Here is an 18,586-nt window from a genome sequence, read left to right as displayed (position 1 = left end):
ATTAAAGGGATGGGAATTGGCCTGGGGAGGAGGTTTATCCCAGCAGGGAGCTGTAAAAATCGTTAAACGAGCTAAAGAGTTAAATATTTATTGCACAGAATCATGGTTAATGCATGGCATTGGTAAAAATGCCACAATAATCACAAAAGATCTAGATATCCAAGAGGCTGACGAAAGCCACATAGCTAAAGAATTACTCCTATTCAGAGAACTACAACACTCTATTGACACCGTTATAAAAGATGATGGCATGATCCCTTTCTTATACCCTGGGAATTATGTTGGCGGTATAATAGTCAACAATATTGAGAGTGCCATTGGCAAAGATTGTATTATTATTGCGGACAATGATGAAGTATTTGTCAGGATCTTAAGACATGGACAAGAACCAGCTCGCTATGACTTAGTTTGTTTAAATGAAAAAACTACATTAGTGAAAAAAGAAATAAAAAATACCGCCATTAAATTTGCTGCCCCAATTGTATGGATCCGCAGAATATTTCGAGAAAATAATTACTAATGAAAGCTTACAAAAAAGATATTTTGCCACATCAAGAATTTTATATAGTCAGATTTACTAAAAGCTCCAATCTACCTTATGCTCTTTTCATTCATGGTGGCCCAGGTCTCAATTGTGGAACCATAGAGTATCTTATTGATCATCATAATTTATTTAATTCTCTGCAGTGCAATATTATTCTATATGATCAACGAAATTGCGGTAAATCTAATAAAATTAAAAAGCTAGTATTACAGCAAGATAATATAAATGATTTGCAAAAAATAATTCTATACCTTGATGACCATTTTAATCTTAACATCAATGCTTTGATTGGACATAGCTATGGTGCAAAACTTCTTTTTGATTACTACAAAAGTTATGAGTCTACCATCCCTGGTGTTTTTGTTTCTACCGCTCAATCAATACTAACACCTCGTTTGAATAATTTAATGCTAGACCTATCCTATCTGAAAAAAAGTAATTTAGAGCTATATAACAAAATATTAAATGAAATTAATAATCTTGACCTTAATAAAATCTGGGAACTATCAGAACAATTAACTCCAGTTTTCCAAGAAAATATAGAGAGACCTTATTTATATTGGGCCAATTTAGAATATTATGATTTGGTCCAAAATGTCCAAAAAAACATCAACTTACCATTAGATATGAACACATTTATCAGTGTAAGAAAAGATCTTTATTCAAAAGAAGCGAATTTTTCTGTTAATATTAATGAGCTTAAAATCCGTAAATTATGGATAAATGGTTTTCACGATTTTGTCATGAACGGACACCAAATAGCATTGGCGAACAATCATGAAATTATAACTTTCAATAAATCTTCTCACTACCCACATCTAGAAGAGAATGATCGTTTTAGTGAGCTTTTAAATGAATTTATTAAATAGCTCTAAGGCAATCATCTTATTGTTTTCTATATTAATATCCACTGTTGTTCACGCACAATCTAAAATTAAAATATGTTTAACCGGTAGGATTGTTGAAAATTTAAAATCATATGGTCAGTCTTTTTTAAATGCAGCATATCTTGCCAAAGAAGAAAATGATCCCTCTAACAAAGTTGTGATTAAGAGCTATTTTTATAATAACAGACCATTAGAGCCAATGCATATTTATAATCAAATGGTAAATGACTCTTGCTCTGCAATTATTGGGTTTGAATATCTATCAGACTTGTTATTAGCTGTAAAAGAACAGAAAAATGACACCATACCTATTTTTACTTCCTACGCTAGCACCACCAACTCTGATCAACTACCTAAGAATATTTTCATCTTTATGCCAAGCTATAATTACCAAGCTGACAAAATGATGAGCTACTTACATGAGCGCTATAAAAATATAAACAACGTGTTGCTTATAACGGAAATTAACCGTGATGAGATGCTAAAGTATAAGGAAGTGTATTCCAGCATTCTAAAAAATGAACACGTACAATATTCTACATTCGATTTTCTAGAAAATGACAGCGATATAGAGGGAAAATTGAGATTTTTTTTGAATGAACGAAAATATCAATATGTTTTTTTATTGTCAGGTGCAATAGCATCAGCAAAAATTGCCAATATTATGAATAACCATAGCACTGTTTTTATTGGCACAGAAAACTTTGGTTCTTCAGTTAGTCAAACATTTTTTATGCGACTAAATGATAAAGTAATTCACTCTCATTTTATCCGCAATTTGGATTTTATACAGCCCTATGATGCTTTAACTAAATTTGAAAATATTTATATTCAAAAATTCCATGAAAAACCCACTGTATTGGCAGCATACACTTATGATTCGATGAAGATTATTTTGAAAGCATTGAATAGAACCGGTATCGTCAATACAAACAGCATATTAAGTACTGATTATATTGGCATTACCGGGGCTTATTTACATAATGGTCAATTTCATCGATCGACCAATTACGTTATTTTATCAGTTAATAGCAATGGATATGCTTATGAAAAATAAAAGCTCTTCAATCAAAGCAATTTTTATCAAGAAAATGGCCTATTCTGCTCTAATCCAATTTATTATTTTTGGATTTATACTCATGCTTGCAAAAGATTATTTTCATAATCAGATGAGTGTTTTTTCCAGAAATTTAATTATTAATGACTCATTTACCACTGATGAAATTGGTAGGTATCTGCTGCTTAATAATAAGGATGCTCTCGATTTAGTACTATACAATTTAGGTAATGAACGCAAACTAGACTCAATAACATTTGTTCCTTTAAAAAATAAAATAGAAGATGTAGGTACTTGCGAAGAAAACAGCAAAAGCAATTACCTTCTATGCAAAAAAGATAATGGGCAAATTTCTGGTATAACATTAATTAAAAATGATGAAAAGATATTGGGCTCGGTGGTTGCAAGTAAGCAATATAATTCTATCTATACTTTGCCAGTGTCCTATGGTCTTTTGTTAATTTTATTGATCGTACTTGGAATATTTCTTTTTAATTTCTTATTTCTATTCCTTTCTATGAGAAAAAAAATAGCAAACAATACCGAATACTTGCTTGATTTTATTTCATCACATCAAACTAATAATGCTGTTGATTTTGCAAAAGTTGAAATTAATGAATATAGACAAATTGCTAATAAATTTATTGATGAACATCGAGAAATAATCAATTTACAGAAAGAAAAAGCCTATTACGAGGTAAGAAAAAATATTGCTGAGCTTGTTGCTCACGATATCCGATCACCATTAGCGGCAATAAACACCGCAGTATCTGATGTAACATCGATTCCTGAAAATAAACGCATTATGATCAGAAATGCAGCTAAAAGAATCAATGATATTGCTAATAACCTACTCTTACAATCAAAAAATAATTTGCTTGACTGTAAAAGTAGCGAAATATATATGAATAATTCTCCAGAATTAATATTTGTAGTTTTAGATAATATCGTTGCAGAAAAAAGATATGAATATTACGCAACCAAAATCCAAATCAACTTACTTGGGTCTGACCACTCATATAATTGTTTTTCTAAGATACACCCTGATTCTTTTAAGCGCGTTCTATCCAATCTCATTAATAATGGTATTGAGGCAGTTAATTCTAATGGCTCTATTATTATCTCTCTAACATGCAATACTACGCATGTCGAAATTATTATTGAAGATAATGGCTGCGGCATTCCTCCCGATATCTTGCCAAAGGTTACAGAGCAAGGATTTAGCTTTAATAAGAAAACTGGTGCTGGTTTTGGTTTATCTTATGCTAAACAATATTTAGAGCAGATCAATGGTTCAATGTATATTCACTCTGAAGAAAAAGTTGGGACAAAAATTCATATCACTCTAATTCGGTCTAACCCCCCTAGTTGGTTCTGTGACTCAATGAATATTAGGTATGGTACTAATATTGTCGTATTAGATGACGATATATCCATCCATGACGCATGGAATGAACGGTTTTCAAATATTTCACACGTTAAAATGTTTCATTTTTATAACGCGATCGACTTAGGTCAGTATAAAGTTGATCCAGAAACTCCAATATTATATTTAGTGGATTATGAGTTGCTCGCTGATGTTAAAAATGGTTTAGATGTGATTGAAGAGCTTAATTTAAATGGTAAAGCTATTTTAGTTACAAGTTGCTTTGAAGATATTGCTATACGAAATCGATGTGAAAATATTGGCGTTAAAATCATACCAAAATCTTATGTACCTTATATTAAAATTATTGAGACTCCAGAGAAAGAACTTATAAATACGGTGGTTTTTATTGATGATGATGAAATGATGCGAATGACTTGGATCTTTGCGGCTGAAGAGGCTGGACAAAGTATTTCAACCTATTCGTCATTTGATGAGTTCGTAAATGAAATAAATAATTATTGTAAGAATACTCTTATTTATATTGATTCAGATCTAGGAAACAATGTTAGAGGCGAGGATTGCGCAAAACTCCTTTTTGATAAGGGGTTTATTGACGTTCATCTTGCCACTGGCCATTCGCGAGATCGATTTCGCCAAGTGCCATGGATTAAAACAATTGTTGGTAAAGAACCACCTTTTCAATTTGCACACGGGAATTTAACATGAACTCTACGGATAAAGATAAATTAAAACACGATTTTTTAAACTCAATTGTTATCATCAACAACATGACAAAATCTGCTTCGAGTTTCATGAATACAATTTCACAGTCAATGGATACCGTTGATATTAACCAAAAGCAGATGGAAAAATTTTTATATTCCATGAGCGCTATACGTGAGCAGACTTCAAAGATTGAAAATTATTTTCTATCTCTTTTTAATGAATAATTGTGACAAATTATCTCTCTGCTAGATATGAGGAATATGAAACCACCCTTCCCCAATCTATAGAATCAGTTAAATGATCTTTGGTAATACTATAGTAGTAATTGTTATCTAGCTTTTGCGCATCAAATAAATAGTTAATCCACTCAGCTATTGGTTTTTTATATTCTTTTTCTGATAACAAGAACAATATTTTCTCTTTTTTTACAACAGCAGCCACAGTTTGTTCAGGTAGCTCATATCCCTGCATTAAATCTAATTGCTCAGATAGCTCTTTTGCATGTCTAATGATAAGCCATGTAGGTTTGGCGTCTTTATCAAGAAATAAAAAACTACCTGAGTTATCAACTAGATAATACTCAACAGCCTGTGCTTGTATTAGAACACTAGCAAATAATTGTTGATATAATTCATTATCAAATAAATCATTAATGGAGTTTTCATACGCATTAACTATATTTTTTGTTAACTCTCTGAAATAGCGCTTAGTTAGGTCATCCACAGCTAATGTAATTTCTGGATATAGATTTTCACTTGTCTTGAGTATAAATTTATCAATTAAACCGTTATTGAAAGCTTTTATCGCAGTATCTTTATCTGCTTCAGCCGTTAGCATAATTTTAAATATTTTTTTCTCTTTAATTTTTTTGCAAAATTCAATTCCGTTAATAGCGGGCATTTGATAGTCCACAACTAACAATGGTGCATGCTCAAACCTTGCTTTACTATAAATCAGATTTAACATTTTACTAACATCAAAGCCAATAAATCGATCATTAGTAGTATCTAAATTAACATCATTCATTAATTTGAAAATTGATTGGGTGACATCTTGACTATCGTTATCAATAAGATGAAAAGCCATATCTGAGCTTGTAAGTGTTAGTATATTAAGCTTTTCGCCAAATTCTAAATCTAACGCATCCAAAAATGCTCGGTTATCATCTAAAAAAATGACTTTTATCGGATGATAAAAACAGGTAGGTCTTGCATCAATAATAGTCATATAATAATTCCTCTACATTACAGCCACAATTGCATCACCCATGATAAGTCGCCAATATTCCAGACCTTTAATTATAATGTATTGGCTGTTACGAAAAAATACTTAACATGGATGTCGCTTTGTATAATAAATGATTCTTCAAATTTTTTCCTCCCCAATTTCGTATTTAATCACTTAAGTTATAGTGGTTTATCTTTTTGCGATTAAGTTAGAATCCTTCCTTGTTAATTTTCTTCCTCATAAATCTACACCATCCATAACCGTGATTTACAGAATATATTATATTTTTATTATTAATAATCAATGAGTTAGCTAAATTATCCCCCGGGGACAATTTATTAAATCGATAATCCATGGCAGTGGTCCCGTGAAATTTAAAGTGCCATTTAAAAACAGATCTGGATTAAATTTAATAAAATTTAAACGACCTAAAACAAAAAAACATCACCCTAAAGATAATTAACCCCATCATAAAATCAGGATGGAACCCTATTAATTAACTTTTCAAATAATTGATTCTCTATCCACCTAGTACAGTTATTGTTTTAACATTTAAAAAGCTTGTTTAAATTAGGAATAAATTTATTAGAGACATGAATCTATTCCATCAAAATAATGAGTTAATAAAATACCGTAAAAGAAATAGGGCTATTGTTAAATAGGTTACTGAAAAATATTAAACGATACAGCCATTTATCTTGATAATAAAACGCATAGTTATAAAAAAAGGGATTTGTGCACTAAGTAGAAGAACCAATCTCAGCCCCGCCACTACCGATCAATACCCGCCAAACAATATATTCTTCACTATGGGTAAAGACAGATACAACAGATTACCTCTATACGTAGGCCAATATTACTAACAAATATTGCTTAATAACCAATACTCTTAACATGAATTAATCATATACACTGACGTAAGTGCGCAAACAGTATAATTCTTTAATTGTAAATAAAGTTATTCATTTTAAAATTAAAAATGATATCTAAAGCATAAAAAAATAACATTATCTTATATCCATTCCTGAATTTAGCATATTATCAAAATCCATCAATAAATTATTCGTCAAAATTCAAAAAGTATAGTTTCATGTAACTTTGACAATATTGCTCAGCTATCAAGATAATCACATCCTATTTCAGAGTAGGGCAGTGAATACAAATAACAAATAAACCCAAAGAAACTTCAGAATATTTTTTGACAAAATTCGCAATACGAGTTGCCAATCAAAATTTTAAAGCTCCTAGGGTAAAAATCTAGCCGCCAAAAATCCAGTATCCCCCAGCAGTTTCCGGTATTGGTATTAGGAAGTATGGATAAAAGTTAAAAGCGCATCCCATAAAGCTACACCATAACCATATAACTACACCATAACACCCCATAAAACTACACATAAAATTTTAAGACCAATTAATCCCCATATTACTACACAGAAAAACTCATAAACCTACACAATCATTCCCAAATAAATACACAATAATCATTTCTTAAATACTTTAAAATCAATAAGTTATTGTGATTTCATTTAATGAACCTATGAATAGAAGAAAAAAGATATATATTTTCTTTTTTAAAAATTTAAATAATAGTACAAATTACCGCTTGCAAATTCATTTCAATAAAGTTAGTCTAAAACAAATAGTACAGAGCACCTTATTGTAAAAGGGGGATGGATGAAAGTAATTACAACAGCCGGGAACAAAGGAGGGATTGGCAAATCAACTATTGCTCTCACTCTTGCACAATATCTAGCTAAATGTAAAAACATGAAAGGGGCATTTATTGATTTAGACCCGCAAGGCAACTCTTCATCTAGCTTAATTCCAACTACAAGAGATCCAGCTCACCCAACTGGCTACATGCCAAAAGCACATCCAGAGTGGGATCCGAATAACTTACCAGAAGATGATCCGCATTGGGATGGTGTTAGTAGTATTGCAGATATATTCATAGGTAAATCTATTTATCCATATCCAACATGGGTTGACAATTTACATTGTTTTCCTTCTTTTGCTTCATTACTGGAAGATGCACAACGTGTTCTAAAAGTTGATGTAAAAGAAAAAGTTATAAATCGTCTTAAAGAATTTACCGAAATGCTGTCAACCCACAGTGATTACCAATTTGTTATTATTGATACGAATCCACAGTTTGGCCCACTAACAATGGCAGGGTTGCGAGCAGCAACTCATGGACTATTGCCAACTGAACTAGAACAATATGGTATTAATGGAACCATAGGTATGATCCAAGCAATTTCACAAGAGCAACTTAGAAGAGTAAAAGATGACACAATCAAAATAGCGGGAATTTTACCTAACCAAGTTCGTAAAACAGCAGTACATACTAAGTTCCTTAATGACTTGCGTTCGATAGAGAAATCAGAAGAATGGTTGTTACCTCCGATCGCCCAAAGAACTATTTATTCAGAATTAGTAGTAGAAGATGCAAAACCTAATTGTGTATTTAACCTACCGCAAACACATCTAGCTAGAATTGAGAGTGAAAAATGGTGTTCTTATGTATATGACAGGGTATTTCATAATGTATACAACAAAATAGAAGAAAAGGAGGCTTCTTATGGTTAGTAAATTCAAACTAAATCCAGTCAAAACCGGAGAGACAAAGGAAGCCATATCAAGAACACTGGCGATTGCCAATGATTATGCCGGGGAACTGTCAATAGAAGTATTATCCTTAGATAAAATAGAACTTGATCCAGAAAACAATCGTGAACTAGCACTCACTCTTCATGATGCTATGAATGGAATAGATCCTTCTGATCCTGACTATGCAAAAAAGAAAAATGATTGGAAGTCACTTGAATCATTAGCAAAAACTATACTAGATGATCAGTTAATTAACCCCATATTTGTATACAGGTTTGGGAACAAATGTCGTTTAATCGCTGGTGAACGTAGAACCTTGGCCTCAGCGATTGCTGGTAAAAAGGAAATTATAGCAAGAATTGCAAGTCAACGACCTGTTGGTACAAAGTTAAGAGTTCTACAGTGGATTGAGAATAATGAGCGTGTTGACTTATCTCTGGCTGAAAGAGTTGCGAGTATTGAGGCTATTGTTAAAGAGTATTTAAACGAAAATAAAGAAAAAAGTGATAGCGAGAAAATAACATCAAAAGTATTAAGTGATTTAACGGGAATGTCTATAACACAATCTCGAAGATATATCCTGATTTTGCAAGCTAGTCCAGAGATAAAGCAGGCGATTGCTGAAGGAAAAATAGAGAATGTAAAATTAATTGAATTAATTATTTCAGTTGAAAACGCAGAACATCAACAAGTTCTCTTAAAGGCAGCCATAGAAAATCTATCCTTTGATGCAATTGTTAAGCTAAAAAAAGAACTTGAATTTTCGTTAGTTACAAAAAAAGAAATAAGAGGACGTAAACAATTAAATGTTAGTTTAGGTAAGGTAAAACCCAATATTGCCAAAATTATCTTTGATGCCTTAGTTTCAAGCAACATTCTACACGAGAGCATCGTCGAGCAAATGAATATGTTAAGCAATAATGTCCAATGGAATAATGGTAAATCAGTTGAGGAGTGCTTTAAAAAAATAATTCCTCTAATTGCTCAGGAAGTGTGATTAAAATGAATAAACTGAAACTCAATAATAATGAAGACGATAAGAAAATTATTACATTTACTATTAATAAAGAAATTAAAGAGTCACTCAGAGAAATTCTGTTAAATTCTGAAAAATATAATTTAAAAAAGAAAACTGATTGGGTAAACGAAGCCATCATAATGTTAAAGGAAAATCCTGATTACAAAGAAATGGTACTCAATGCAGAAGGGAATAGTGAAAATTTTGTATTTGATAAAATTTATATGACATTTAAGCAACGATGTTTTTTTTCTGATATGAGAAATGAAGTTGTAAAGGAATATCCTGATATAAGAGGCCCTCAAACTGCCATAATACGCGCTGCTATTTTGAGTAGAATGATGAGGAAAAAATAAGAAAAAAGGCCAAACGGAATGGGTAATGTTCGCTGAAAAAACAATACGTAAACATGTAACAATTATTCATGCATACTCTTTAATGAGTGTATTGCAACGGAAAATTGTCAATGTGCTTTTGTATGAAGCAATAAAAGGAGATGGCCGCATAAATAACCATCAAAATTCGGTCGCTGTCGAATGCAATATGCCTTTTTCTATGCTGTTAAAAGCAGTTAAGTTCAATAGTAATAATACCCAATATCTAAAAGAGTCCATTGATGGGTTGGCATCATTAAAAATAGAATGGAATTTATTGAAAGATAAGGTACCTACAGATATCTCTTTTTTAAATTTACGAGTTTTACATGGAGCACCTACGTTCTATCAGGATAATACCATCAATTTTTCTTTTCATAAAATCATGCTTGATTTACTAGTTAATCCATCTATATACGGTACTATTGACATTGATCTGCAATCTGAATTTGAATCGAAATATGGTCATGCTCTTTATGAAAATAGTACACGGTTTATTAACTTACAAAAAAATAAAATTATTTCGTTAGATACATTTAGAAAAATTTTAGGAGTTCCTGAAGATAAATATCCAAGTATGCGGGAACTTACAAGAAATGTCATTTCGCCTTCATTAGAAGAGGTTAATGATCGAGCTAATTTTGCTGTTAGTTTGGATCCAATAAGAGTTGGTAGAAAAATTACTGGATTTGAGGTGTTAGTCCAGAATAAAAAAAATACAATAAAATCAGAAGTCAGCTGTATTGATTATGAAAATGAGAAGATGCATAAAGAAATAAAAGTAACTTTTGGTATATTAAATGAGTCTATATTAGAAAATATTATAAATAACTACTCAGAAGAATATATTCAAGAGAAGATTAACTATACCAAGAAATATGCAAAAAAAGAGCGCACAGGTTTTTATCCAATTCCATATTTTATTAGTGCTTTAAAATATGATTATAAATTCAAGGAAGAATCTAAGCCAGACGGTTCTCAAGAAAAAGAATCTAATGAACAAATTGAGTGGGAAAAGAAATTATTCGCTTTACAGGCAGAGCTTAATCATTGGGAAAAACTATCAGGTTATACTAAAGCTGGAGATAATCAAGAGCATGTTAAAAACATGCAGAAATTTGTTCTGGAAACCCGAGAAAAATTAAAGCAACATTATTTAGAGAAGCCAATTAAAATGGAGGCGGTTTAATATGAAATTTCCTGCCTTTGAACCAATTAATCTAAAAAATGACATACAATCCTTGGAAGCAATTGATCTGTGTTTATCAAAAATTTATCCAGATCAAAATCAGGCTAGAAAGTTTTTTAGCGATGCTTCACTAGAAGAACTGGCCTCGTCAATTCGACAGCATGGGATTATACAGCCTATTCTTGTCAAAGAAAGAGATCATAATAGGAATGAATATCAAATTATTGCGGGTGAACGGCGTTGGCGTGCAGCTAAAATAGTAGGATTAGAAAAAATCCCTGCAATCATCAGAAAATATAATAAAGCAAACGGGATGGCAGTTTCTTTAATTGAAAACATTCAAAGAGAAGATTTAAACCCATTGGAAGAAGCACAAGCTATACAGCGGTTAATAGAAGAGTGTTACATGACGCATGGTGAAGTTGCTGAAACTTTAGGTAGATCGCGAACAACAGTTACTAATCTTCTTAGATTGCTTACTCTCACGGATGAAGTAAAAGAAATGTTAAAAATGGGATTACTAGAAATGGGGCATGCCAGAGCTTTATTAAGTTTGTCGAGCATACAACAAGCAGAAACAGCAAAAATAATTATCAATAAGTCTTTATCCGTTAGGGAAACTGAAAAATTGGTTCGGCGCTTAAATATGCCAGAAGATAAACAAGAGTTTTTTCTAGATCCCCAATTTGAACAAAAAACGAAAGATTGGATGGCACAATTATCGAAAAAACTTTCATCCAAAGTTAACATGCATTTTAATGATGGAGGAAAAGGTAGGGTGGTGATAAGTTTTGACTCTTTAGAGGAAGCAGATTGGTTAATGGCCCATCTTAAGGTGGAAGGGTAGGGCTATTTTTTTATTCACAAAATTAGTGGATAACTATGTGGAAAAATTAGAAGATGTTTGCCCTCGAGTCTGTAGTTATAATTTTACTGGTATACTGGAAAAAAATGACCTCCAAATTTTACCTTCAAGAGACGATTGGACTACGGCGAATGGTAAAGTGTGGCAAGAGCTCAGCTTCTTTCTAATCACTATTAAAGCGCTCTTAAATCTGTCTGATTATTTAATGATCACTTTTCTTTTTAGAAATTAAAAAAATAAGTCAAGTTGGAATGCTTTTGTATGAGATAAGTTGTTTTGAACAGTCGTGGAACAATTATTTTGACTCAACTCGGATCTTGGTTTTCTCTTGCTTTTGGCATGGGTTTTATTAGCATATTTTTGTGATACTAAAAGAAACAGCAGATTGTGAAGGGAAAAAATATTTTCACTATACAAAATTTTAAGTCGATAATTATGCTGATAACGGATTTTTATCATGATTAAGAATTGAGCAAAAGCATTTGTGTACGTTGAAAAAGCCAATATTCTTCTTTGTCCCAACTTGGATTTTATTCGTCCGTTAATAGCGGTGATTGTCCAATCATCTAGTAAATCTTTCTCTAAACGAAGTACATAATAGCGTTTGTCTTTTTCAAAGCGTGCCTCATGGTAGACTTCATTGTAGGTAAAATCCAAATAGTGTAACCAAGGTAAAGTAATAAACCATGGTGTCATTTAGAATGTAGCCAAGTTAGCAATACGTTTCAGGCGATCAGGGTTGTCTTCAACATAAATTGCGGTGGTGACAATGTTGGCATGACCTGCAAGGCGAGAGACTGCTTTAATATCAGCGCCTTGCTCAATTAAGCGGGTAATGAAAGTACGTCTACCAGAATGAGAACTTGCTCCAATAATTCCTGCCTTATCATAGAGTGACTTGAACCATTTTTGCAAACTATTGGGTGTAAAGCGACTTTTACGTTGGGTCTGAAATAAGGGTTTGTCTCGTGCAACAGGTTTTAGGGTATCGAGATGAGCTTGGAGTGCTTTGCGGATTTTTTCATTGGCAAGATAAGCGTAACGTTGTTTTTCACCTTTGGTCATTGAGCGCTTCAAACAAATCTCTTCAAGTAATTGATAGTTGTAATCGGCTACATCTGCAATAGTGAGAGAGGCGATTTCTTTCACTCGCAATCCAAGTCCAAAAGAACAATACACAAGGGCACTATTTCTTATAGCGAATTGCCCATCTTTGGCAACAATAAGCAGTCGCTTAAACTCTGCTTCACTTAAGACTCTGGCCTTTCCTTCTTTTGGCATAAAAGACTCAATATTTTCCTGTTATAATGGTATTCTAAATAAATCAGGCTGTCTTGGCAAAAGCAAAAATAAAATTGTGGTTTATGGTAGAGCTTTAGTATGAATACACTCATCGATTCAGCAATAAAATATCTTTTTAATCATTATTGCAGTGAAAAAGAGCTCATAAGGCAATTAGAGAGGGATTTTTCGCATGTGCCCGAGTTAGATGCTCAGATTCATGCAACCATAGTTCGCCTTCGGGAATTACATTTAATTAATGATAATCGTTTGGCTGAATCATTAAGTGCCCGTTATATCCATAAAGGAAACCGTTTTATTCAACAAATATTAAAACAAAAGGGCGTTAAAGAAGAGGTGATTGAGCAAATCTTAGAACATATTGAACTGGAAGAAGTTCGCGCCCTGGATGAAGCTCGGAAAAAAATGCGTGGATTTAAAAATGATACAGATGAGGCGATAAATACAAAATTGGCTCGTTTCTTAAGTGGCCGATGTTTTTCCCATGCTACGATAAAAACCGTACTTAAACAGTTAAGTGAAGAACAGACTACTTAAAATTTTAGATAGTGTAGCGGATGAATACAACAATCATTTGCATCTATAAGAAAAGAAAACTGTAAATTACACTCTGAATGAAATGATAAACTTACAACGCATCATGATTATTGGTAGACCAGGAAGTGGCAAGTCCACTTTTTCTGTTATGTTGCAAAAGAGTCTAAATATTCCATTGTTCCATTTAGATAAATATTTTTTTATTGCCGACTGGGTGCCACGAGAATATGAGGATTTTTTGTCACTCCAAAAAGAATTAGTTGCCAAGCCTTGCTGGATTATTGATGGTAATTCCAGTCGATCATTTGAGATGCGTTATCGCGAAGCCGACATGTGCTTGTACTTTAATTTACCCAAATGGCTATGTTATTGGCGGGTGTTTAAGCGCTTGTTTTATAAGGCTTCAGAAATCGATGATAGAGCCGCTGGTTGCAATGAAACGGTACGATGGTCGCTATTAAGTTATATGTGGAACTATGAACAACGGATTAACCCCTTATTAAATGCTTTAAAGAACCAATATCCAAAAGTGAAATTCATTGAGCTGCGTAGTCCATATGATGTGGCGCACTTGATGCGTGTGCTTACACATAAAGAAGAGTACAGTATTGTGACAGGATTTTAATAAATGATGCCGACGAATATGATGATACTCTTGATGGGTATTGCAGGTACCGGTAAAAAAACCATAGGCGAGGCAATTACAACACTGGCTTCTCAGTTTCGATTAGCGCATCACCATGCTTGGATCGATCCGGTTCTAAAACTTCTAGGTAACGATGCTCAAGTATTTTGGTCTCTTGATGATAAAGGATGGGCAGCGCTTAACAAGGCCCGTGATGTTATTTTTGACACTATGATTGAGGTTTGTTCTAAAGAAATGAGCTTTGTTATTACCTATGAGCTCTTAGCAAATAATTCTTGGCATCAGGAGTTTTTTAATCAAGTACAAACCGTTGCTCAAAAACGGGAAGCTATGTTTGTTCCTATCCGATTGATTTGTAATGATGCAGAGCTTGTTAAACGTTTAAAATATTCAGATCGAAAAGGCTATTTTAAAACACAGGATGAGGCACTCATTACAAAAAGACTGTTTGAAGAAGACGTTTATTTTAGCAAAGAGCCGTATGAAATGACTCTAGATGTGAGCCTCCTTTCAGCAGAGGAGTCAGCGCGTCGTATTTTGGATTGGACTTCCTTAATTTATGGCAGTAAAAATCAGAATCTGGAATTTAAACCATTGAGCCAAAGAGATTTGAACTTAATGACCCAATGGTTTGCAGAGCCTACGGTGAAACAAGGTTATGCACGAAATCAGCAGTTTTCTTTAGAAGATATTGTTACTAAGTACTTGCCCAGAATTGAAGGCATTGATCCAGTTCCAAGTTTTATTATTTATTTGAATCAAAAACCAATTGGTTTTATTCAATATTACTGTCTTTCCGACCATTTACCCGAAGGAATTTCAGGAAATAATGCTTCCTTGTTTGACGAGGCAACACCTGAACAATTGGCTGGTATCGACCTTTTTATTGCAGAGCCATCGTTTCGTGGAGTAGGGTTGGGCAGACAAATTATAAGGCGTTTTATTGCCGAACAACTCTACAAATTTAAAGCCGTTGTGGTTGATCCACAAATTGGAAACGAGCAAGCCATTGCGTGCTATCAAAAGGCTGGTTTTCTTCCCACGCAATACAGTGAAGACGCTAATTACCTACTCATGATAAACATGCTTTCTTATAGAGGCTCCTATGAATATTCTTGAAACTTCCCGTCTGATTTTACGTACTTGGAGAGAAGCTGATCTTGATCCTATGTCACTTATTGATCAAGATAAAAAGGTATGCCAATTTTTACCAGGAATAGGGAACAGGAGTGCTACAAAAGCAGGCATTGAGCGGATTATTGCACATTATAAAGAGAAGGGATTTTCTTTGTATGCTGTTGAACTAAAAAATACTGGGGAAATGATAGGATTTTTAGGATTAATGACACCTTCTTTTGAAGCACACTTTACCCCCGCTGTTGAAATTGGCTGGAGACTTTCCTCAACGCATTGGAATCAGGGTTATGCTACGGAGGGAGCAAAAGCGGTTTTGCATTATGCATTTACCTCTTTAAATCTTCCCGAAGTAGTTTCATTTACAGCAGTAAATAATCTAGCTTCGAAACGTGTTATGGAAAAAATTGGTTTACAACATAACCCAAAGGATGATTTTGACCATCCCAAATTGGAGCAAAACAGTCCCTTGAAACGGCATGTGCTTTATCGATTATCTAGGGCTGATTATTTGAAAAACAAGAGTATTCAAGAATGATTTGGGAGACCACATTAAAAAAAATTACGGATGAAACTGCGAATCGTGCTGCTAATAAGTGGGTAAAAAACCCTACCCATCTTAAGCTTATCAATAATCAAATTAACTGTGTTTATCGATTTGAATCTAAGAACCAAGGCTTTTACCTTCGCATGACGCATGAAAAAATACGAAAAGCTCATGAACTTTTGAGTGCCATTGATTTTCAGAAGCATTTATATTTGCATCAAGTTCCTATTTGTGAACCGGTTGTATCCCAAGAAGGAAATGATGTCGAAACGGTACACCAAGATGATTTGGAATTTTTTGTTCATGTTTGCCGTGAGGTGCCAGGGCAAATCATGAATTTTGATTATCCAGATAAAAAAGCTTATCTAACATGGGGCCGCGCCCTAGGTCTATTGCATCAAGCCTCGCAAAGTTATGTTGCATCGGAACATCATTTTTTAACTTGGGAAGATTTGTGGCGTGAAACTTGGGATTATGCGCGTCAAGAAGAGGCTCTGATCCAGGATTTATACCAAACCATCACGACACGCTTCAAAACTTTTTCAAAAAACTCAGCACATTTTGGCCTAACCCATGGGGACCATCGTCCTGGGAATGTGCTTTATGATGGTGAGAGCGTTCATCTGATTGATTTTGATGAGCCAGTTTATCATTGGTATCTTGCCGATATCGCTAAACCTTTTTTGGACTTATGCAATAAGCCATGGCCTCTCTGGAAACCCTTGTTTGAATGGTTTATAGAAGGGTATAGGCAAATCCGGCCATTGAGTTCAGACGAATTAAAAGAAATGAATCATTTTTCGCAAATGAAAAGCTTGGATATCTACCTTTGGTGTAAATACAACTGGTTTGAAGAAACAGCGCCAGGAGGAAAGCCACGCAATGAGTGGCTTCATGACTTAAAAACTATGGCATTAACGCCTTTGTTTTATGTACCATAATCGATTAAGGCGATTTATATTGGGGTGGGTAATGAATAATATCATGGATGCGCGATAGTTCATTGGTTGGATTCCGGTAGCCATGCGGTTGATTGGCATTAAAACGAAGCCCTTCTCCTTTAGAAAGTGTTTTCCAGCTCCCGCCTAACAAAAGCTCAATGGTTCCATCCACAACAATGACATGCTCAATGACTCCATGTTTATGTGGAGGTGAAAGATGTTCACATTCGGGCAATAACTCAATAACAAACAATTCAAAATGTAACTGCTCATCAAAAGGAAATAGAGGCAGTACTCGTATTTTTTCATCATCTGGATGCAAGGTTTCAGCATGTCCCGCCCTATAAGCAGGATTGGTTGAATTATCCAGACTGTCTTCAATAAACGAAGAAAAGGAGGCTTGAAAGCCGCTCGCAATTTTCCATAAGGTAGAAATCGTTGGACTTGATTCTTCTCGTTCAATTTGCCCGAGCATCGCTTTAGAAACGCCGGTTTCAAGCGCTGTTTTTTCTAAACTCCAACCTCGTTCTTGTCTTAATGATTTTAATGTTTTTGCAATACGTTTTGAAATTTCTTGCATGATGTCTCTTAATAAAAAGCTTGTGCGTTTTAGCGCACGAGTATATACTGGTTTATTATGCGTTATAACGCACGAATTGTGAAGTAAATTGTGGAGGACTGTATGGTTGAACACCCTTTTAAAAACAAACTGGTTGCGGTACTTAATAAGCGTATTGAGCCAGGAAAAGTGATGAATGCGCTTGCTCATATGTGTATTGGTTTAGGTTCCGTAATTGGTGAAGAAGAACTGCGTTTAACCGATTATCGAGATGCAGATGGAGGATCTCACCCTTATATTTCAGAAATACCTTTTATCATTCTTTGTGAGAACTCCAACAAAATTAGAACATTACGCCAGAATGCTTTAGCAAAAAATGTTTTTTTTAATGATTTTACCGATACGATGACTGTGGGTACCTATCAAGAGCAAATTGAAAGAACGGCAGAGGTTAAAGAGAACGATCTGATTTACTATGGCATTGTTTTATTTGGGGATTGGGATGTGGTAACAGAGCTTACTAGAAAGTGTTCTTTGTGGCGATGATAAGTAAGTGATCATGATGAATAAAGGTAAAAATTTAAGTAAAAGCGCGCAAATCATACAGGATTTTTTATCTCAAAAGGGTCTATCGTGTGAGATCAAGGAACTTGATTCGAGCACACGCACTGCAAAAGATGCTGCTGATACTTTGGGTTGTGGTGTTGCTCAAATTGTGAAGTCACTATTATTTTGCACTGAAAAAACCAACAAGCCGATATTGGTATTAGCAAGTGGTGTTAATCGTGTGAATGAGAGCCTGATTGGGAATCTCATCAATGAATCTATTGGGAAGGCTGATGCAGATTTTACACGAGAAATAACTGGTTTTGCGATTGGTGGGGTCCCTCCAGTTGGCCACAAAAATGTTATTAATACGGTTCTTATCGATGAAGATTTGTTATGCCATGAAGTCCTTTGGGCCGCAGCCGGAACGCCCAATGCCGTATTTTCATTGTCTCCTGAAACACTTAAGCAGCTAACCAATGGGATAGTGGTAAAGATTAGAGAGTAA

General features: G+C 34.0%; 22 protein-coding genes. 18 read left to right on the top strand and 4 right to left on the bottom strand.

The window, feature by feature from the left end:
• The first annotated feature begins 16 nt into the window (after nucleotides 1-16).
• Genes LOX96_RS08650 through LOX96_RS08630 form a run of 5 tightly spaced genes read left to right on the top strand, consistent with a single transcriptional unit; the run spans nucleotide 17 to nucleotide 4,807 of the window.
• Nucleotides 17-520 (top strand): hypothetical protein, encoded by a 504-nt coding sequence (locus LOX96_RS08650; protein ID WP_230305524.1) that lies wholly within the window; start codon nucleotides 17-19, stop codon nucleotides 518-520.
• The gene (locus LOX96_RS08645) at nucleotides 520-1,413 is read left to right on the top strand and encodes an alpha/beta fold hydrolase (RefSeq protein ID WP_058478533.1); all 894 of its coding nucleotides are present in this window, start codon (nucleotides 520-522) and stop codon (nucleotides 1,411-1,413) included. The genes LOX96_RS08650 and LOX96_RS08645 overlap by 1 nt, the downstream gene beginning before the upstream one ends.
• Nucleotides 1,397-2,488: an ABC transporter substrate-binding protein gene (locus LOX96_RS08640; protein WP_058478532.1), complete on the top strand. Its 1,092-nt coding sequence runs from the start codon at nucleotides 1,397-1,399 to the stop codon at nucleotides 2,486-2,488. Before LOX96_RS08645 ends, LOX96_RS08640 begins: the two co-directional genes overlap by 17 nt.
• Nucleotides 2,478-4,583, top strand: coding sequence for a sensor histidine kinase (locus tag LOX96_RS08635; RefSeq protein ID WP_058478531.1), 2,106 nt, complete (start codon nucleotides 2,478-2,480; stop codon nucleotides 4,581-4,583). Before LOX96_RS08640 ends, LOX96_RS08635 begins: the two co-directional genes overlap by 11 nt.
• Entirely contained in the window at nucleotides 4,580-4,807 is a 228-nt protein-coding gene (locus LOX96_RS08630; protein ID WP_010655315.1) for a hypothetical protein, read from the top strand. Before LOX96_RS08635 ends, LOX96_RS08630 begins: the two co-directional genes overlap by 4 nt.
• A 10-nt stretch (nucleotides 4,808-4,817) precedes the next feature.
• On the opposite strand, the gene LOX96_RS08625 is transcribed toward LOX96_RS08630, so the two are convergent.
• Complete coding sequence (locus LOX96_RS08625; protein ID WP_058478530.1) at nucleotides 4,818-5,810, bottom strand: response regulator; 993 nt, start codon at nucleotides 5,808-5,810, stop codon at nucleotides 4,818-4,820.
• 1,674 nt (nucleotides 5,811-7,484) lie between these two features.
• Here LOX96_RS08625 and LOX96_RS08620 point away from each other — a divergent pair.
• Genes LOX96_RS08620 through LOX96_RS08595 form a run of 6 tightly spaced genes read left to right on the top strand, consistent with a single transcriptional unit; the run spans nucleotide 7,485 to nucleotide 12,098 of the window.
• Nucleotides 7,485-8,399: a ParA family protein gene (locus LOX96_RS08620; protein WP_010655313.1), complete on the top strand. Its 915-nt coding sequence runs from the start codon at nucleotides 7,485-7,487 to the stop codon at nucleotides 8,397-8,399.
• Nucleotides 8,392-9,417, top strand: coding sequence for a ParB/RepB/Spo0J family partition protein (locus LOX96_RS08615; protein ID WP_058478529.1), 1,026 nt, complete (start codon nucleotides 8,392-8,394; stop codon nucleotides 9,415-9,417). Before LOX96_RS08620 ends, LOX96_RS08615 begins: the two co-directional genes overlap by 8 nt.
• A 5-nt stretch (nucleotides 9,418-9,422) precedes the next feature.
• Nucleotides 9,423-9,794, top strand: coding sequence for a hypothetical protein (locus LOX96_RS08610; protein ID WP_010655311.1), 372 nt, complete (start codon nucleotides 9,423-9,425; stop codon nucleotides 9,792-9,794).
• A 25-nt stretch (nucleotides 9,795-9,819) separates the two neighbouring features.
• Nucleotides 9,820-11,001, top strand: a complete 1,182-nt coding sequence (locus LOX96_RS08605) for a replication initiation protein (protein ID WP_058478528.1) — start codon at nucleotides 9,820-9,822, stop codon at nucleotides 10,999-11,001.
• 52 nt (nucleotides 11,002-11,053) lie between these two features.
• Nucleotides 11,054-11,848: a ParB/RepB/Spo0J family partition protein gene (locus LOX96_RS08600; protein ID WP_238585456.1), complete on the top strand. Its 795-nt coding sequence runs from the start codon at nucleotides 11,054-11,056 to the stop codon at nucleotides 11,846-11,848.
• Nucleotides 11,849-11,885: 37 nt separating this feature from the next.
• On the top strand, nucleotides 11,886-12,098 hold the full coding sequence (locus tag LOX96_RS08595; protein ID WP_082650880.1) for a hypothetical protein: 213 nt from the start codon (nucleotides 11,886-11,888) through the stop codon (nucleotides 12,096-12,098).
• Here the strand turns inward: LOX96_RS08595 and LOX96_RS08590 are convergent.
• Nucleotides 12,095-12,562, bottom strand: coding sequence for a hypothetical protein (locus LOX96_RS08590; protein WP_058478525.1), 468 nt, complete (start codon nucleotides 12,560-12,562; stop codon nucleotides 12,095-12,097). The two genes, LOX96_RS08595 and LOX96_RS08590, sit on opposite strands and share 4 nt — an antisense overlap.
• Entirely contained in the window at nucleotides 12,563-13,147 is a 585-nt protein-coding gene (locus tag LOX96_RS08585; RefSeq protein ID WP_058478524.1) for a tyrosine-type recombinase/integrase, read from the bottom strand.
• A gap of 99 nt (nucleotides 13,148-13,246) precedes the next feature.
• On the opposite strand from LOX96_RS08585, the gene LOX96_RS08580 reads away from it, so the two are divergent.
• The 5 genes from LOX96_RS08580 to LOX96_RS08560 all read left to right on the top strand — a co-directional run bounded on the left by LOX96_RS08580 (nucleotide 13,247) and on the right by LOX96_RS08560 (nucleotide 16,973).
• Nucleotides 13,247-13,705, top strand: coding sequence for a regulatory protein RecX (locus LOX96_RS08580; RefSeq protein WP_058478523.1), 459 nt, complete (start codon nucleotides 13,247-13,249; stop codon nucleotides 13,703-13,705).
• 82 nt (nucleotides 13,706-13,787) lie between these two features.
• Nucleotides 13,788-14,330: a P-loop NTPase family protein gene (locus LOX96_RS08575; RefSeq protein WP_058478522.1), complete on the top strand. Its 543-nt coding sequence runs from the start codon at nucleotides 13,788-13,790 to the stop codon at nucleotides 14,328-14,330.
• Between the two features lie 3 nt (nucleotides 14,331-14,333).
• Entirely contained in the window at nucleotides 14,334-15,470 is a 1,137-nt protein-coding gene (locus tag LOX96_RS08570) for a GNAT family N-acetyltransferase (RefSeq protein ID WP_115324600.1), read from the top strand.
• The gene (locus LOX96_RS08565) at nucleotides 15,457-16,023 is read left to right on the top strand and encodes a GNAT family N-acetyltransferase (RefSeq protein WP_058478643.1); all 567 of its coding nucleotides are present in this window, start codon (nucleotides 15,457-15,459) and stop codon (nucleotides 16,021-16,023) included. Before LOX96_RS08570 ends, LOX96_RS08565 begins: the two co-directional genes overlap by 14 nt.
• Nucleotides 16,020-16,973, top strand: coding sequence for a phosphotransferase enzyme family protein (locus LOX96_RS08560; RefSeq protein WP_058478642.1), 954 nt, complete (start codon nucleotides 16,020-16,022; stop codon nucleotides 16,971-16,973). Before LOX96_RS08565 ends, LOX96_RS08560 begins: the two co-directional genes overlap by 4 nt.
• A gap of 4 nt (nucleotides 16,974-16,977) precedes the next feature.
• Here LOX96_RS08560 and LOX96_RS08555 read toward each other — a convergent pair whose 3' ends face one another.
• A complete protein-coding gene (locus LOX96_RS08555; protein WP_058478641.1) occupies nucleotides 16,978-17,553 on the bottom strand; it encodes a helix-turn-helix domain-containing protein in 576 nt (191 codons plus the stop codon).
• A 102-nt stretch (nucleotides 17,554-17,655) separates the two neighbouring features.
• Here LOX96_RS08555 and LOX96_RS08550 point away from each other — a divergent pair, with 102 nt between their 5' ends.
• Together LOX96_RS08550 and LOX96_RS08545 are read left to right on the top strand one after the other, a co-directional pair.
• Nucleotides 17,656-18,078, top strand: a complete 423-nt coding sequence (locus LOX96_RS08550) for a DUF2000 domain-containing protein (RefSeq protein ID WP_058478640.1) — start codon at nucleotides 17,656-17,658, stop codon at nucleotides 18,076-18,078.
• Between the two features lie 16 nt (nucleotides 18,079-18,094).
• Nucleotides 18,095-18,586, top strand: a complete 492-nt coding sequence (locus LOX96_RS08545; protein ID WP_058478639.1) for a YbaK/EbsC family protein — start codon at nucleotides 18,095-18,097, stop codon at nucleotides 18,584-18,586.

It is taken from the genome of Legionella maioricensis, assembly GCF_023618015.1.
GTDB lineage: Bacteria > Pseudomonadota > Gammaproteobacteria > Legionellales > Legionellaceae > Legionella > Legionella maioricensis.
Note: the sequence above shows the minus strand (reverse complement) of the source record. Positions and strands in the feature narration are given on the sequence as shown.

Bases quoted from the DNA above. Each gene is read 5' to 3' on its own strand.
- LOX96_RS08550 (WP_058478640.1), top strand. From the start codon at position 17,656: ATGGTTGAACACCCTTTTAAAAACAAACTGGTTGCGGTACTTAATAAG.
- LOX96_RS08570 (WP_115324600.1), top strand. From the start codon at position 14,334: ATGATGCCGACGAATATGATGATACTCTTGATGGGTATTGCAGGTACC.
- LOX96_RS08605 (WP_058478528.1), top strand. From the start codon at position 9,820: ATGTTCGCTGAAAAAACAATACGTAAACATGTAACAATTATTCATGCA.
- LOX96_RS08625 (WP_058478530.1), bottom strand. From the start codon at position 5,810: ATGACTATTATTGATGCAAGACCTACCTGTTTTTATCATCCGATAAAA.
- LOX96_RS08630 (WP_010655315.1), top strand. From the start codon at position 4,580: ATGAACTCTACGGATAAAGATAAATTAAAACACGATTTTTTAAACTCA.
- LOX96_RS08610 (WP_010655311.1), top strand. From the start codon at position 9,423: ATGAATAAACTGAAACTCAATAATAATGAAGACGATAAGAAAATTATT.
- LOX96_RS08575 (WP_058478522.1), top strand. From the start codon at position 13,788: ATGATAAACTTACAACGCATCATGATTATTGGTAGACCAGGAAGTGGC.
- LOX96_RS08620 (WP_010655313.1), top strand. From the start codon at position 7,485: ATGAAAGTAATTACAACAGCCGGGAACAAAGGAGGGATTGGCAAATCA.
- LOX96_RS08640 (WP_058478532.1), top strand. From the start codon at position 1,397: ATGAATTTATTAAATAGCTCTAAGGCAATCATCTTATTGTTTTCTATA.
- LOX96_RS08635 (WP_058478531.1), top strand. From the start codon at position 2,478: ATGAAAAATAAAAGCTCTTCAATCAAAGCAATTTTTATCAAGAAAATG.
- LOX96_RS08560 (WP_058478642.1), top strand. From the start codon at position 16,020: ATGATTTGGGAGACCACATTAAAAAAAATTACGGATGAAACTGCGAAT.
- LOX96_RS08615 (WP_058478529.1), top strand. From the start codon at position 8,392: ATGGTTAGTAAATTCAAACTAAATCCAGTCAAAACCGGAGAGACAAAG.
- LOX96_RS08565 (WP_058478643.1), top strand. From the start codon at position 15,457: ATGAATATTCTTGAAACTTCCCGTCTGATTTTACGTACTTGGAGAGAA.
- LOX96_RS08580 (WP_058478523.1), top strand. From the start codon at position 13,247: ATGAATACACTCATCGATTCAGCAATAAAATATCTTTTTAATCATTAT.
- LOX96_RS08555 (WP_058478641.1), bottom strand. From the start codon at position 17,553: ATGCAAGAAATTTCAAAACGTATTGCAAAAACATTAAAATCATTAAGA.
- LOX96_RS08585 (WP_058478524.1), bottom strand. From the start codon at position 13,147: ATGCCAAAAGAAGGAAAGGCCAGAGTCTTAAGTGAAGCAGAGTTTAAG.
- LOX96_RS08645 (WP_058478533.1), top strand. From the start codon at position 520: ATGAAAGCTTACAAAAAAGATATTTTGCCACATCAAGAATTTTATATA.
- LOX96_RS08590 (WP_058478525.1), bottom strand. From the start codon at position 12,562: ATGACACCATGGTTTATTACTTTACCTTGGTTACACTATTTGGATTTT.
- LOX96_RS08545 (WP_058478639.1), top strand. From the start codon at position 18,095: ATGAATAAAGGTAAAAATTTAAGTAAAAGCGCGCAAATCATACAGGAT.